General features: G+C 63.7%; 13 protein-coding genes. 4 read left to right on the plus strand and 9 right to left on the minus strand.

The genetic code is table 11. The annotated features are described in order from the left end of the window. Positions 1-121: 121 nt before the first annotated feature. On the minus strand, positions 122-1,801 hold the full coding sequence (locus tag ACYG97_RS17020) for an amidohydrolase (RefSeq protein ID WP_023733425.1): 1,680 nt from the start codon (positions 1,799-1,801) through the stop codon (positions 122-124). 276 nt (positions 1,802-2,077) lie between these two features. Between ACYG97_RS17020 and ACYG97_RS17025 the strand changes: the two genes are divergently transcribed. Together ACYG97_RS17025 and ACYG97_RS17030 are read left to right on the plus strand one after the other, a co-directional pair. Next, the gene (locus ACYG97_RS17025) at positions 2,078-2,731 is read left to right on the plus strand and encodes a TetR/AcrR family transcriptional regulator (protein ID WP_023714009.1); all 654 of its coding nucleotides are present in this window, start codon (positions 2,078-2,080) and stop codon (positions 2,729-2,731) included. 24 nt (positions 2,732-2,755) lie between these two features. Next, positions 2,756-3,787, plus strand: a complete 1,032-nt coding sequence (locus tag ACYG97_RS17030) for a histone deacetylase family protein (protein ID WP_023733426.1) — start codon at positions 2,756-2,758, stop codon at positions 3,785-3,787. Positions 3,788-3,873: 86 nt separating this feature from the next. Here ACYG97_RS17030 and ACYG97_RS17035 read toward each other — a convergent pair whose 3' ends face one another. Further along, on the minus strand, positions 3,874-5,067 hold the full coding sequence (locus ACYG97_RS17035; RefSeq protein WP_023733427.1) for a TMEM43 family protein: 1,194 nt from the start codon (positions 5,065-5,067) through the stop codon (positions 3,874-3,876). A 61-nt stretch (positions 5,068-5,128) separates the two neighbouring features. Next, on the minus strand, positions 5,129-8,035 hold the full coding sequence (locus ACYG97_RS17040) for a M16 family metallopeptidase (RefSeq protein ID WP_460221599.1): 2,907 nt from the start codon (positions 8,033-8,035) through the stop codon (positions 5,129-5,131). 507 nt (positions 8,036-8,542) lie between these two features. Between ACYG97_RS17040 and ACYG97_RS17045 the strand changes: the two genes are divergently transcribed. Both ACYG97_RS17045 and ACYG97_RS17050 read left to right on the plus strand, forming a co-directional pair. Continuing rightward, on the plus strand, positions 8,543-9,253 hold the full coding sequence (locus tag ACYG97_RS17045; RefSeq protein ID WP_023814590.1) for a helix-turn-helix transcriptional regulator: 711 nt from the start codon (positions 8,543-8,545) through the stop codon (positions 9,251-9,253). Continuing rightward, the gene (locus ACYG97_RS17050) at positions 9,250-10,020 is read left to right on the plus strand and encodes a helix-turn-helix transcriptional regulator (protein WP_023733429.1); all 771 of its coding nucleotides are present in this window, start codon (positions 9,250-9,252) and stop codon (positions 10,018-10,020) included. Before ACYG97_RS17045 ends, ACYG97_RS17050 begins: the two co-directional genes overlap by 4 nt. A 37-nt stretch (positions 10,021-10,057) precedes the next feature. Here the strand turns inward: ACYG97_RS17050 and ACYG97_RS17055 are convergent, their stop codons facing one another. Genes ACYG97_RS17055 through motA form a run of 6 tightly spaced genes read right to left on the minus strand, consistent with a single transcriptional unit; the run spans position 10,058 to position 14,915 of the window. Continuing rightward, entirely contained in the window at positions 10,058-10,495 is a 438-nt protein-coding gene (locus tag ACYG97_RS17055; protein ID WP_023671756.1) for a hypothetical protein, read from the minus strand. Continuing rightward, on the minus strand, positions 10,492-11,574 hold the full coding sequence (flhB, locus tag ACYG97_RS17060) for a flagellar biosynthesis protein FlhB (protein ID WP_023683475.1): 1,083 nt from the start codon (positions 11,572-11,574) through the stop codon (positions 10,492-10,494). The genes ACYG97_RS17055 and flhB overlap by 4 nt, the downstream gene beginning before the upstream one ends. Positions 11,575-11,587: 13 nt before the next feature. Next, complete coding sequence (locus ACYG97_RS17065; protein WP_023728370.1) at positions 11,588-12,604, minus strand: flagellar motor switch protein FliG; 1,017 nt, start codon at positions 12,602-12,604, stop codon at positions 11,588-11,590. A 44-nt stretch (positions 12,605-12,648) separates the two neighbouring features. Then, the gene (gene fliN, locus ACYG97_RS17070; protein WP_023671753.1) at positions 12,649-13,038 is read right to left on the minus strand and encodes a flagellar motor switch protein FliN; all 390 of its coding nucleotides are present in this window, start codon (positions 13,036-13,038) and stop codon (positions 12,649-12,651) included. Between the two features lie 33 nt (positions 13,039-13,071). Further along, complete coding sequence (locus tag ACYG97_RS17075; RefSeq protein ID WP_023683478.1) at positions 13,072-14,004, minus strand: FliM/FliN family flagellar motor switch protein; 933 nt, start codon at positions 14,002-14,004, stop codon at positions 13,072-13,074. 35 nt (positions 14,005-14,039) lie between these two features. Continuing rightward, positions 14,040-14,915 carry a flagellar motor stator protein MotA gene (motA, locus tag ACYG97_RS17080; RefSeq protein ID WP_023671751.1) on the minus strand — a complete coding sequence of 292 codons (876 nt, stop codon included), beginning with the start codon at positions 14,913-14,915 and terminating at the stop codon, positions 14,040-14,042.

Raw genomic sequence — 14,915 nt, forward strand, 5'->3', positions numbered from 1 at the left:
GAATTTTTCCCCTGTTCGATGTGACCACACGGCCGGTAGGTTGGCAAGTCCGGCATTGAATCACAGTTCAGTCGGTCATTTCGTCTTGCAAGCGGCAAGCTGTGCAAGCCGCATGCCATTGTCAGGCCTGGTAGATGACCTTGCCACCGCAGACCGTCGTCACCGGCCGCAGCTTGTGCAGATCGGCCGGCGCCGTCTTCTCGATATCGGCCGACAAAACCACCAGATCCGCCATATAGCCGGGTTTCAGAACGCCTTTGCGATGCTCGGCGAATTCGGCATAGGCGCCCTCGACCGTGTAGGCGGCCATCGCTTCCTGCAGCGAGAAACTCTGGTCAGGATCGCCTTCTGCCCATGGTTTGCGCTGCACTGCCGCCTGAATGCTCAGGATCGGGTCGATCGCCGCCACCGGCCAGTCCGAGGCGAACACGACATGGGCGCCGGCGCTTTTCAGGGTGCGCCAGGCATAGCTCAGCGGCCAGCGGGCCGGCCCGATGCGTGACACCGTCGGCTCCAGCGGAAAATCCATGGCGCCGGGCGGATGCGACGGCTGCATCGAGGCGATGACGCCGAGTTCGGCAAAACGCGGCACGTCGGCTGCTGTGGTGACCTCGATGTGCTCAACCCTGTGCCGGCTGTCGCGCTTGCCATTGACCTTCTGCGCCGCCTCGTAACCGTCGAGCACTGCGCGCACCGCGCCGTCACCGATCGAGTGCACGGCGATCTGCAGCCCGCGTTTGTCGATAGCCACGGCGAGATCGATAAATTGCTGCGGCGTGAACAGCGGCTCGCCGACCCAGTCGGGACGATCCGCATAGGGTTCGACCATAACAGCGGTCCAGGAATCGAGCACGCCGTCATAGAACACCTTGACCATGCCCGATGACAGCCACTCGCTGTCGTAGCGCTCGGCCATGACGGACGCCTTCTCGAGCATGTCGAGCGTCATGAAATTCTTGTAGTGGAACGGGATCTTGACGCGGCAGGGCAGGCCTTCCTCGGCCTCGATCTCGGAAAGCAATTCGAGCTGGTAGAGATTGCCGTCCATGTTCTGGATCGAGGTGATGCCGTGGCGCGCGCACCATGCAAGCCCGCGCCGCATGATGTCACGGTCAGCGGCCCGCTCGGCGGCCGACGGCATTGGGTCCGGCTCGCCGCCGGTCGACAGCCCCAACCGCACCCGGCTTTCGCCGGCAAGGTCGAGCACCGGACCGAAGGCCTCGCCCTCGCGCAATTCGCCCGCGGCCAGGCCGTCGTCACCCATCACGATCTCGTTGCCCGGACCGAGCGTGCGTCCCTTCAGGATGCCGGCCATCTCCAACGCCTTGGTGTTGGCCCACATCGTATGGTGGTCGGGCGCCGCCATGCAGAAGGGGCGGTCGGGCAGGATGGCGTCGAGATGATGGCGTGTCACCCGCTCGTCGCCGAGCACGGTGTAGTCGACGCCCTGGCCCACAAGCATTTTCGCCTCGGGCCGCGTCGTTGCGTAGTCGCGGATGGCGCTTTGAAGCGCCTCGAAGCCATGGATACCGCCGAGTTGAAGATGCGCGAGCTCGGCCCCTCCCGAGAACAGATGCATGTGGGCTTCGATGAAACCGGGCAGGACCGAACCGCCCTTGGCGTCGATCACCTCTGTGGTCGTTCCCTTGAGTTTTTCGATGGCGGCGTGGTTGCCTATGGCGATGATGGCGCCGTCCTTGACGGCAATCGCCTCGGCGGCGGGATTGTCATCGTCCATGGTCCGCACGCGACCATTGATGACGATCAGATCAGCATTTTGACCCGCACCCGTGACAGACATCGCGACTCCGCGCTTTTGACGACTGGCTGAGACCGACAACCCTCTAGTCCGACAAGCTGCCACTCCGCTGGAGCGGCGTTATCGGACGAAAACTGATGCCGGTGCGCTGTTTCGAAATTCCCCTTGTGATCTCTCAAAACAGCGTGGATAAAAGAATGCGACTAATTATTCGCGTTTGTCAACGTGCCGAATTTCGAATGTATTGTGGACAACACACCACGCCAATGTTGAGACCGGGACCTGTGTTGAACCGGCAGGGAACGAAGGCATCAATCCGTGAAGCGCAGTCTCAGCCGCGAAACCAGGATGGCGCTCGAACCGCGCAAGCAGCCGCGGCAGGAACGGTCGAGCAAGGTCGTCGACAGGATACTCGACGCTGCGCTGACCCTGACGCGGGAGCAAGGAACCAAGACGCCGACGACGCTCGCCATTGCCCGCCGCGCGGGCCTGTCGGTCGGTTCGGTCTACCAGTACTTTCCCAACAAGGAAGCCATTCTCCTCGACCTCGCCCGGCGCTGGCTGTCGTCGTTTCCCGAGGTGATCGCCAGGCGCATCGAGGTCACCCCACCCACCAACCGCGACGAGTTTCGGCAGGAGGTGCGCAAGCTCTTCATCGATACCTCCAGAATATATCTCGAAAACGCCACCCTGATGCCGGTGATCGAGGCGATATCCGGCAATGCCGACCTCAGGCCGATCCAGGACGAATATGACGAGCAGATCATCGCGCTTTACGCCGCGTGGCTGCAGCATGTGAACCCGGCCCTTGAGGACAAGATCGCCAGCCGGCTCGGCGTGCTGATGATGGATGTCGGGCACGCCTGCCGGCTTGTGGGGCTGAAAAGAGACCGAAAGACATACGACCTCATCGAGGACGATGTGGAAAGAATGTGGCTCGCTCTGGTCACCCCCTATCTCAACCTTGACTGATTTCGCTATTTCGAGAGGAATTTCATGAAGACTGTCTATTCGCCGCTTCATGCCGGCCATGCCGGCCAGATGGAACTGGTGACATCAGCCATCGTGCCGGGTTTCGAAAAGCCGTCGCGGGCCGAGTTCATCAGGGCGCGGGTCGAGAGCGAGAAGCTTGGGCCGATCCTCGGACCGGTCGAGCATGATCTCACCGCCGCCAAGCGCATCCACAAGGCCGACTATATCGACTTCCTGCCAACCGTCTGGCCGGCGTGGAAGGCCGCCGGCCTCGATGGCACGGCTATGCCGTTCACCTGGCCGACGCGCGGCCTGCGCGGCGACGTGCCACCCAAGCGCGTCGACGCCTTGCTCGGCTATTACTCCTTCGACGCCGGCGCCACCTTCGTCGAAGGCACATGGACCGCCATCAAATCGTCCTATGACGCGGCGCTGACGGCGGCGGCCTTGGTCAAGGGTGGCGAGCGGTCGGCCTTCGCGCTTTGCCGCCCGCCCGGCCATCACGCCGGTGCCGGGTTCATGGGCGGCTACTGCTACATCAACAATGCTGCGGTCGCCGCGCAGTGGTTCCTCGACCAGGGCGCCGAACGCGTCTCGATCCTCGACGTCGACTACCACCACGGCAATGGCACGCAGGAGATCTTCTATGAACGCGCCGACGTGCAGGTTCTCAACCTGCATGGCGATCCCATGGTCGAGTATCCGTTCTTCCTCGGCCATGCCGATGAACGCGGCGCCGGCGCCGGCGAAGGTTTCAACGTCAACTATCCCATGCCCTTCGGCACCAATTGGGACGCCTGGAACGCCTCGCTGGAGGATGCCTGCGTCAAGCTCGCCGCCTACGCCCCCGATATCGTCATCGTCTCCCTTGGCGTCGACACCTTCGAGAAGGACCCGATCAGCCAGTTCAAGCTGAAAAGCCCGGACTATCCGAAGATCGGCCGGCGCATGGCCAAGCTCGGCCTGCCGACGCTGTTCGTGATGGAAGGCGGCTACGCCGTCGAGGAGATCGGCATCAACGCCGTCGGCGTGCTCACCGGCTTCGAGGACAAATAGGAAAGCAATTCCAGGATAAGTGTGAGGCGGTTTTCCGGCCGGATTGCGCCAAAGAGATATGGGGCGGCTCCGGCCGCCCCGACCATCTAGGCGGCCGCAGCCGGGTTAGGTGCAACCACCGGAACGGCTGGCCTTCGCGACCGGCCGATGCGGTAGACAATCACCGCCGCAATCACGCCTGCCGCCAGGATGGCGAGCGCCAGCAACGGCCGGTACCAGAACCAGGCAATCGCGATCGTCACCGTGCCGACCAGGATCGCCAGAACGAAGGCGATGATGCCGGTGCCCATCCGCGCCATGCTGCCGAGGAAGGGTATGACGTCGAGGATCACCCCGATCGGGCTGAGGAACAGCGCAAAGCCTATGGTCAGCAACAGCAAGCCGGCGCCGCGCAGCAGCCAGGTGATCAGCGTGTTGGCGCTGACGGCGTCGGCGAACATCTTTTCGGCCGGGACGTTGCCGGTGTCGACCATCAGCAGCGCATCGCCGGCTTGCGTCTGGTAGGGCTCGAAGCGGCTGTCGGCCTGGCGCGCGATGATGCTGATCACGCCCAGCGGCGCCAGTTCGTAGCCGATTCGATAGTCACCCAAAGCGGGCGTCGTGTTGTCATTGCCGAGAAAAATCTTGCCATCGACGATGCTGAGCGGTTTCGTTCCGGTATAGGCAGCCTTTATCGCCGCCGACTGGTCGGCTGAGAGCGAATAGTCCTTGTCACCCTCGATACGGTCCAGCACTGGCGTATCGAGATCGAAGGCGACAAGCTTGCCCTCAGGAATCTGGAAGGTCCGGCCGTGGATTTCCATCGGCGGATTCTGGTGGCCGTCCGGCTTCTTGAAGTCCGACGAGTCGATCTGGCTGTCGTCCCACACCTTGGAATAGCTGTAGGTGGTCACCGTCTCTTCGCCACCGCCGAGCTTCTTCGTCGTCTCCGACTTGGACTCTTCCTTCCACTGATACATCTCGACGCTCCGCGACAGCCGCAGCCCTTGCGCCGCAATGCCGAAATCCGGATCCGCCAGGCCGCTGTCCGCCGTTACCGGTCCGCTGACATGAACCAGCTTGCCGTCATTGGCGGTATCGACGCTGTCGGCGCCGACCGAAACCACCGCTCCAGAACCTTCGGCCAGCGAGCGCGCCGTCTGCACGGCGCGGCCTTCGTTCCAGAACAGCCCGATCACCATCAGCACGATCAGCATAAGGCCGAAGATGACCCCGCCGACCGCACGCTTGATCCGCCCGAACCACGAGACGGATGTGACTTCCCGAAATGAATCGCTCATCGTTTCCCCCGAAACAAAGTTGCCCAAGATTTAAACGCGGCCGGCGGCCGCGTCGTATCGATCAGTCGGCGTGGATCTGCGCGCCGCAGTCCCTACCGCCTGTACAGGAATGCACCGCCCGTGTCGTGCCGCCATCGCCGACCCGCCATGGCGATGCGGAGAGCGGCGCCTGGCGATTGCCTCCGAGAAGATCGAGCGCCCGCATCGCCGTCTCTTCGCCGACCTCGTCACGCTTGACGATCTCGACGTCCTTGAGGCCGATCGCGGCAAGCTGCGGCATCACCACATCGGGGTCGCCCGCCACCACGATCAGCGACGGATCGAGCGACGCCAGGGCCAGCGCCTGTTTCTGAACCGCATCGAGCGTCAGCTTTGTGCGCGCCGCCATGCGGGTTTGCTGGTCCTCCAGCGTCGATCCGCTGCCGACCGCGCCAATCAGCGAGGAGAACAGACCAGCCGACGTCTCGGCCGATCCAGCCAGCGCCCGGCGATAGACGGTCACCGTGCGGTCGACCTCGTCCTGCGCTACCGGCAAGGTTGTCAGGCCGGCAAATCCTTTCAGGATTTCGGTAATCGCCGGCCCGGTGTTGGCGCGCTCGACGGTGGTTGCCACGACCAATCCCGAGCCGGCCTTCATCGGGCTCATCAGATAGCTCGACACGCCATAGGAGTAGCCCTTCTCCTCGCGGATCACCGAATTCAGCCGGCTGGAGAAATCGGCGCCAAGCAGGTTGGAGACCGCGGTCGATTCAGCGCGCTCGCTCTCGTCGGTGCCGGGCGCCGGCCGCGCCACGAACAGCGCCGACTGGCTGGCGCCGGGTTCGGGCACCAGCAGCACTTTCTGTCCCCCGTTGAAATGCGCCGCCGGCGACGGCTCGACGGCATAGCCGGCGGTGTCGCTTGTCCACGCGCCAAATGCTTTTTCAAGGCTGGCGGCGACGGTCGCGACCGGCATCGGGCCGACGCTGTAGAAGGTCACCGCCTTCGGCGTGAACTCCGCCTTGAATGCGTCCCTCGCCTCGTCGAGCGAGATCGAGGCCAGCGCCTTTGCCGACCAGTCCACCGCTGCCTTGCCCGGCACCTGCGGGATCAGCGTCGCCTTTGCCATGCGGCCGGCAACGTCGGGCAGATCCGCCTCGCGGCCGTTTAGCCAGTCGACTGTCTGCGCCATCAGCACCGTCCATTCGGTCTTGTCGAAACGAGGCTTCAGTACCGCGTCGGCGAGCAGGCCAATACCCTGGTCGAGCTTTTCCGGCGGCACGCCAAGCGTCATCATCGTGGTCAGCGTTCCGGCCTGGTGGCTGACGCCGGCGCCGATGTCGCTGGCCGCCTTGGCGAAATCAGCCGAGCCGCGATCGGCGGCCCCGCGTGTCGCCATGCTTGCTGCAAGCTCCAGCAATCCCTCCTTGCCTTCCGGCACGCTGTTCCAGCCGCCGGCGGCACTGGCCGCGACATAGACCATCGGCGCTTCCGGCATTGTGTAGTGGACGAGTTTGATGCCATTCGAGAGCGTCGCCGTTTCCATGGCGGGCAGTGTTGCCGAAGGCGCTTGCCCGGCCGCATGCTTCGGAATGTCGATCGCCGCTCGCTCCGGCGCGGTGAACGGCTGCGGTGTGCCGGACGAGCCGATCAGTGCATCGGGATAGCCGCCGCGCGGGCCGGGCTTCAGCACCAGCACGCTGGCGTCTTCCGGTTTCAACAGCCGCTTCATCGTGGCCTCGACATCCGCCACGCTGGCGTCCTTCACCCGCGGGTCGTCGACCAGCGCGCTCTGCGCACCGCCGAGCACGTCGGCATTGTAGGAGACGACGCCGGCGCGATCCTTCAGTGCTTCGCTGCCGAGCCGCGCTGCCTGCAAGATGCCGGTGCGCGCACGCTCGACATCGACCGGATCGAGCGGGGTCTTCAGGAAATCCGCAAACGCCGTTTTCATCGCGCTTTCCAGCGCTTCCGGCGCCACACCTTCGGCGGCACCCGCCTCGAAGGTAAAGCGGCCACCGAGCAGACCGCCGGTCCAGCTCGCGCTGGCATAGGTGGCAATGCCCAACTGCGAAACCAGCCGGTTGCGCAAAAACCCATATTCGCCGTTGCCGAGCAGTTCGGCGGCAATGCTGAGCGCACCATTGTCGGGCGACTGCGCCACCGGGCCACTGAAGCCGACCACGACGATGGGGCTTGGCACGCGATCCTCGAGCACCAGCTTGAGCCGGGCCTGCGTCGGTGCCGGCACGGCGGGCCGCGCCACATCGGCGCCGCGCGCCACGCGGCCGAACGTGTCGGCAATCAGCGCCTTGGTGTCGTCGATCTCCAAGTCGCCGACCAGCACCAACACCGCATTGTTGGGCAGATAGTAGCTGTTGAAGAAACCCCTGACATCGTCGAGCGTCGCCGCATCGAGATCGGCGACCGAGCCGATGACCATGCGGCTATAGGGATGCGGCTTCGGGAACAGCCCGGACCAGAAAGCTTCCCAGCCGGATGCGCCGGCCTTGTCGAGCACGTTCTGGCGCATCTCGTTCTTGACCACCGAGCGCTGCAGATCGAGCTTGGCCTGAGTCACCGAGCGGCCGAGATTGGCCATGCGGTCGGCCTCCAGCGACAAGATCATCGGCAGTGACGACGACAGCCCGTCGACGTAATAAACCGTGCCGTCTTCGGTGGTCCAGGCATTGATCTCGTTGCCGAGCGCGGCGTGCGCGCCGAACACGTTCGGCCAGGCCGGCGTGCCGGAAAACATCAGATGTTCGAACAGATGCGCAAAGCCCGAGCGTCCCGCGGGTTCATTCATCGACCCGACGCGGTAGCGCAGGTTCATCACCACCTTCGGCACGCGATGGTCGGGCACCAGCACCACCTGCAGCCCGTTGTCGAGCGCATAGGTAACGGTCGGCTCAGCCTTGGCGGGCGCTGCCATGCCGGCAAGAGCCGCAAGCACCACCGTGAACGCCAGGAAAACCTGCTTCATCATGACCCCCGATGCTGATGGCCGCGAGCAAGCGCCGCCAAATCCGCCGTATGACCGAAGGGATGCCCGCCCCTGCCGGCTGCCGAGACCCTATCGGAATCGATCGGCCCTCGATACGGCAGTATCGCAACACCCTCTGGCTTTTTCGTGTCGGCGTTTCAGGCCTTTTGCGGCGGAAAAGGCCGCGAAAGCCGCCCCTGAGTCGCTTGAGTCCAATAATATTGATTTTGTCAAATCGCGTTTGATGTCGGATTCATCTGCGGGTAGATTAGACCCGAATCAGCCGGTCCTTGGGGGGCGCGGCGACCACCCAAAGTCTCAAGTTCCGGCCAATGACCGGCACCAGACGCGGACGGCTTCGCGTTCCCTGAATGGATTCGGCGATCAGCGCGACCGCCGCGCCGTGTGAGTGCTTCGTAAACGTGATGCGTCTTCAAGTTCGGCCGCTGCTAACCCCAGCGTCCGGGCTCAAGAAAAGACTCCGGCCATGACATACAACCAAAGCATCCAATGAGCAGTTCCGCCGCGCTTCTCCAATCCGATACGTTAGGCTCGCGCCTTGAATCGCGCGGCGATCTCACCTCCTTTTTCATGCAGCTTGCCGCCGAGATCGGCGCCGACAGCTACATGCTCGTCGCCATCGTCCACGACCAGGATCGCAACGACGCCCGCATCGTCTCATCCAACTGGATCTTCGACGCCATCGAACTGATCGGCAAGCGGCTGATCGCCGGCCTTGCCCAGGGACCGCTGACCGTTGCACCTGGCATCCGCCCGAGGCCGCTGGTCGCCGCCGCGGCGCCCGACGCCGGCGGACTGCTCACCGGCGAAGAGGCGCGCCTGCTCGACGTGCTTGGCCATGCCGAAGTCTATTCGTTGCGGCTCAATGTCGGTCGCCAGCGGCTGTTTGCGCTTTTCTCGGCGGCCGAGGCCGGCAGAATCGACCAGCCGGCGCTGATGAAGGCTCAGTTGAAGTGCTGCTACGCGCTGTCCGCTATCCCGCAATTGATCGCCGCCGCCGCCATGCAGGACCCGCTGTCCGACCGTGAGCGCGAATGCCTGTTCTGGGTGTCTGAAGGCAAGACCACCGATGAGGTCGCGGTGATCCTCGGGGTCTCGTCCAACACCGTCAACAGCTACATCACCCACGCCATCCAGAAATTCGCGGCCTCGAACCGCGCGATGGCCATCGCCACGGCGATCAGGAGCGGCATCATTTGAAACACGCTGACATCAAGGCGGCGGCCGAAGCCCTTTTCAACGAGCAGCGCAATCCGTTCGGCGCCTTCTCCATCGGTTCCGAGACGCACCATGCCGTTACCATCCCGGACGCGGTGCGCCGCTGCCGCTGGATCGCCGTCGACATCAACGCGTCGGCGTTTGGCCTCTATTTCGTCAGCCCCTCGCCGGAACGGGCGCGCCTGGTGCCGAGCTTCGATTCCGACTATCCAGCCACTGCGGTGACAACCAAGTTCATCGCCGGCGCCAATGGCGAGGAGATGGTTCGCCACAGCGGCGCCTCGACAGCGCCGCGCTGGTGGGCGGACGACGGCATCGCCGGCTCGGACGCCGTCTTCAAGAACCTCGCCTGGGCGGAGCGGACGGCGCCGCTGGCGCCGGGCACCAACGGCATTGCCTTTCCCGTCCATGCCGATCGCGGCCATTGCGGGCTGGTGGTGTTCCTCGGCTCGACGATCGCTCTGCCGGAGGACACGCTCTACGAAATCCACGCCCGCTGTTTTTCGCTGTTCGCCGCCGTCGCCCGCATTCGTCCGAACGATGCCGGCCGGATGCGGTCGATCTCCAAGCGTGAACTGGAGTGCCTGAAGCTGACCGCCAACGGCAACACCAGCGAAGAGATCGCCAGGCTGCTGAAGCTGTCGGTCCACACCGCCAACCAGTATCTCACCCAGTCGACGCAGAAGCTCAACGCGGTCAACCGCAACCAGGCGGTGGCCAAGGCGCTGCGCCTGGGTCTGATCGAGTGATCAAAGCCGCGTCCGGCGATTGGGATAAGACAAAAGATCAGCGATAGGCGAGCGGCTCGGTCCGGCGAATGCGCGCCTCTTCGATGACCGTCTCCAGCAAGGCGGTGTTGTGCTCGGGGTCTTCGCCGGGCTTCTCGAACGAAACATAGTTGACCGCGACCGAAGACCTCTCCTCGCTCAGCGTCAGCTGGAAATAGACGGTGACGCCCGGCGGCCGAAGCTCGAGATCGAGCACGATGCGCGGGCTGCCGCTCCAGTCGACATGTGCCTCTCCGCCATGGCCGAGCCTGAGCGTGCCCGGCAGGAAGAACAGCTCCACCGCCGAATCCACCAGATCCGACAGGCAAGCGAAATGCTCGAGCCGGATGAAGGCGATGTAGTCGGCGACATCGATCAGCCGCAACTCGTCGACCACCTGCTCGATGGCCTTGGCGACGATGAGTTCGCGGGATTTTGCGTGCGGTTGGCGGTTCATGAAATTTGTCTCCGCTCAGCCTTTTTGGAGTAGACGATCCGCACCAGTTCGGCGACGGCCTGGTAGAATTGCGACGGGATCACGCTATCAACCGAAACTTGCTTGTACATGGAGCGGGCGAGCGCCACGTCCTCGAAGATCGGGATGTTGTGCTCCTTGGCAATCTCGCGAATCTTGAGCGCCACAAGGTCCTGGCCCTTGGCCAGCACCATGGGTGCTGAATCCTCGTCGCGGACATATCTGAGCGCGATGGAAAAGTGCGTCGGATTGGCGATGATCAGCGTCGCGCGCGGCACCGCCGTCATCATCCGCTTGCGCGCCCGGTCACGCGCCAGCGAGCGCAGCCGCGACTTGATGATCGGGTCGCCCTCGGACTGTTTGAACTCGTCCTTGACCTCCTGCTTGGTCATCCGCAGATCCTGCTTCCAATGGAAGCGCGACCAGACGACGTCGACCGCCGCGATCAGCCCCATGACGAAGACGATCGCCACCAATATGTCGACGGTGATGCTTTTGATGACGAGGCCGAAAGCGACGGGGTTGGTGATCATGCCGGCCAGGAGCTGGCGGTAGTCCTGCGACAGCGTGAAGTAGAGCACGATACTGGCGAAGCCGAGCTTGCCCAGCGATTTCAGGAATTCTACCCAGCCCTGAATACCGAACATCCTGGTCCAGCCCTTAGCTATCGAGATGCGCGACAGTTGCGGCCGGATCCGCTCGCCGACGACTTGCGGCATGTTCTGCAGCACCGAGGCGCCGATGCCGGCCACCACCAGCAGCACCAGCAGGCTGACGACGGCGTTGCCTATTTCCATCATCACGGTCTTGTAGAGCGCGATGACGTCGGTCTCGGTGTCCATCGGCCACGCCTCGGGCTTTTCCAGGAACATCGACAGGAACATGCCGAGATCAACGACCGCGTCCTTGGCGTAGAAGACGGTGAACACCAGTATGGCGATGAAGGACGCCAGAAGTGCGGCCTCTCGCGAATGGGGCAGCTTGCCCTGTTCGACGGTGTCGCGGATCTTCTTTTCGGTCGCGTCTTCGGTTTTGGAGTCTTTGTCCGCCGCTTCAGCCATTCAGCGCTCGGCGTTAAGCCGCTTCGCTCTGCTGCGATGAGGGCAGTTCGAAAGCCCCCTCGCGCGAAAGCCGGATTGTCGCCACCGCGATGTTCTTGCGCGCCGTCATGATGTCGGCAAGCTGAATGCCTTCCGAGCCCTGTCCGAGCTCGGACTCGATCATGCGCCGCGACCGTGCGCCGATCGCCGAGAGCGCCGATTCCGTCAATGCGGGTGGTGCACCGCGTAGCGCCAGCGTAATCAGTTCGGTCGACAGCCCGTCGAACAGAAGCACCCGCGCCTTCTGCGTCAAAAGCGGCAGATCGTCGAAGGCAAACAACCTGGAGCGGACACCGCCGAGGTCCGGCGTGCCGGCCTCTTCCAGATCCTGCATGACCTCTTCCAACTGAGGCTTGTCCATCTCGTTGAGCATACTGGCGACGCGCGCCTGTCCCGCCGAGATGTCCTTGGTCGCTGTCTGCGCCAGCACGCTTGCGCGCAGCTGGTTCTCGATGATCCTGGTGGCCGCGTCCGGAATGGTCGCCATCGTCACCATGCGCTTGATGATCTGGCTGCGCATCGGCTTTTCCATCGTCAGCAGAATGTTGGCGGCGGCCTGCGGCGCAAGCTTCGACAGCACCATGGCCGCGGTCTGGGGATGCTCGGCGGCAAGGAACGTGCCCAGACGCGTCGGCTCGAGCTTTTCCAGCTCCGGCCAGATCGGCGGTGGTCCTTCCGGCGCAACCTCGAAGCGCTTGTCGCCCATGATGGCGCTCATTTCTTCGGGCGACAGCGATTCATTGAGGATCGTGTCCATCCGGTCGGCGGAATCGAGCAGGCCCGCGCCTTCGGTGAACTCGGCCTCGAATTCGGCGACGATGCGTTCGAGGTCGCTTTGCGGAATGGTGCGCAGCAGCCGCGCCCCTTCGATCAGCGCCTTCAGTTCTTCCTGCTTGAAGAATTTCAGCAGCCGGCTGGCCGAAGGCTTGCCCATCGCCACCAGGATGGCGGCGGCTTTTTGCGGGCGCGTGAGCGTCACCGGCGTCGTCATGGCATAAGCTCCGATCGCTGCTGAGACCGCATGTCGTCTAATCCTCAGGCGCTCTTGGCGGCAGCGATAATTTCGGTCAGCCTGATGCCGAAGCGCGACGGATCGCTTTCCAGCACGGTGATCTCGCCGCGCGCGATCTTGCGGCCGTTGACCACGACATCGACCGGTTCGCCGATGCGCCGGTTGAGCGCCACCGTCGAGCCCTTCTGCAGCGCCATCAGGTCCGACACCGGCATTTCCGTACTGCCGAGGATGATCTGCACATCGACCGGGATGCTCATGATGATGTTCGAATTGGCGCCGGACGTGGCAGCCCGCAAGGCGGCGTCGGGGCGCTTTTCCTCCTCCTGGAGGACACCGCGCAATTCCTCGATGGCGCGGTCGAGTTGTTCGTCCGGCTGGTCGATATTGGCTTCCACCTTGGTCTTGGCCATCAGTCGTCTCCAAATGCTTGGGCTTGCCCGGCGTCAGCCCGGCATGAGCCCATCGATAAAATCCTGACCGGCATCGTAAGGATGCCTGATCCGGACGGTGTAGTTCTGCCCGAGTTTACCGAACTCGCAGACAAACAGCGTCTTGTCGCGCGCGCTCAGCTTGGCCTGCGACTGCGCGGTTTCCTCGAACTCGATGACCTGGCCTGGCTCGAAACCGGCGAGATCGCCGAGCGTCAGGCGGGCCAGCGGCATGGTCGCTTCGAGCGTCACCGTCGAGCGCATCACTTCTTCGGAAAAACGTGCCCGCCAGTCGGAGGTCGTGCCTTCGCTGTCGTGGACATCGGCGATACCGCGTGTGGCAAGCAGAATGCGCTGCGGGATCATCACCGTGACCGTTCCGCTGTCGGTCGGCGTCGAGATGCCGAAGACGATGCGCACCGCCGCGCCATCGCGCAGCACGCGACGCTTGGCTTCGCTGCCCGAAAGCGCCCGCGGCACCGGCAGCCGCAGCTCGAGCGAGCGCCGGCCCGATCCGTTCAACGCCTGCGCAACTTCCTGGAAGACCGTGGTCGCGACATCGGTCTCGATCTGCGACAGAGCGCGCTCGATCGGCGAAACCGGCTGATCCGGATCGCCGCCGAACAGCGCGCACACCATCACGGCGATGGCCGGCGCATCAGCCACCAGCGTCATCGCATCCGAAGACGTCGGCGATGCTATGATGGCCATGGCAAAGGCATCGCCGGCATTCGTGCGGGCATCGGGAACACGGCTGATCTCGACCGCGCGCAGGTCGACGGTGACCGGTGCGCCGAGTTCGCCGGCCAGGCTCTTCTGCAGCAGCGGCAGGGCGCGCTCGCCCATCGAGCGCCCGGTGCCGATGACATGAGCGGCCTCACCGCTGTCACCGACCAGACGCTCAATGATCAGCGAGCGGGCTTGCGAGGGGCTGCCAGGACTTGTCATGACGGCGTGCGGTCCTGTCTGTCGTCATGCATGGCTCAAGCCGCTTTCTTCTCGGCGGAAGCTGTGTTCATCGTGCTTTGCTCGACGGCATCGATCGTCGGCCGCTCATAGGACGAGATGGTCTTGCGACCGAACTCGATCGCCACCTGCGGCAGAGCGCCGTTCATGTAGGCAAGCAGCGTCTGCTTGACGATGATATAGAGGCGGTTCTTCTTCTCGCGCACCGTCTTGATCTTGGTGGCGACCGGCCCGACCACTGCATAGGACAGGAAGATGCCGAGGAAGGTTCCGACAAGGGCGGCGCCGATCAGGCCGCCGAGGATTTCGGGCGACTGGTCGAGCGCGCCCATCGCCTTGACCACGCCGAGCACGGCGGCGACGATGCCGAGCGCAGGCAGACCGTCGCCCACCGCCACCAGCGCATGGTAGGCCTTCATCTTGTCGGACTTGATGGTCTGGATTTCCTCGTCCATCAGCGCCTCGATCTCATGCGAGCGGGCATTGCCGATGATGATGATGCGGCAGTAGTCGCAGATGAAATTCGTCAGGTCGTGGTTCTTCAGCACGGTCGGGAACGCCTGGAAGATCGCCGACTCCTCCGGATTGTCGATGTGCGCCTCGACCTCGCTGCGCGACTTCGAGCGTAGTTCGCGCATCAGGCTGTGCAGCACGCCCAGCGTCTCCAGATAGTCGCGTTCTTTCGGTACCGCCTGCTTGAACGCTTCGAGGATACCCCTGCCGGTGTCCTTGACCGTCTTCATCGGGTTGGCGACGAGAAAGGTGCCAAGTGCGGCGCCACAGATGACCACCGCTTCCCAAGGCTGCATCAGCACATGCAGATGGCCGCCCATCGCCATGAAGCCGCCGAGAACACAGCCGAGCGTCACCACAAGTCCGATCAGAATGCCCAC

Source organism: Mesorhizobium sp. W067, from assembly GCF_054719525.1.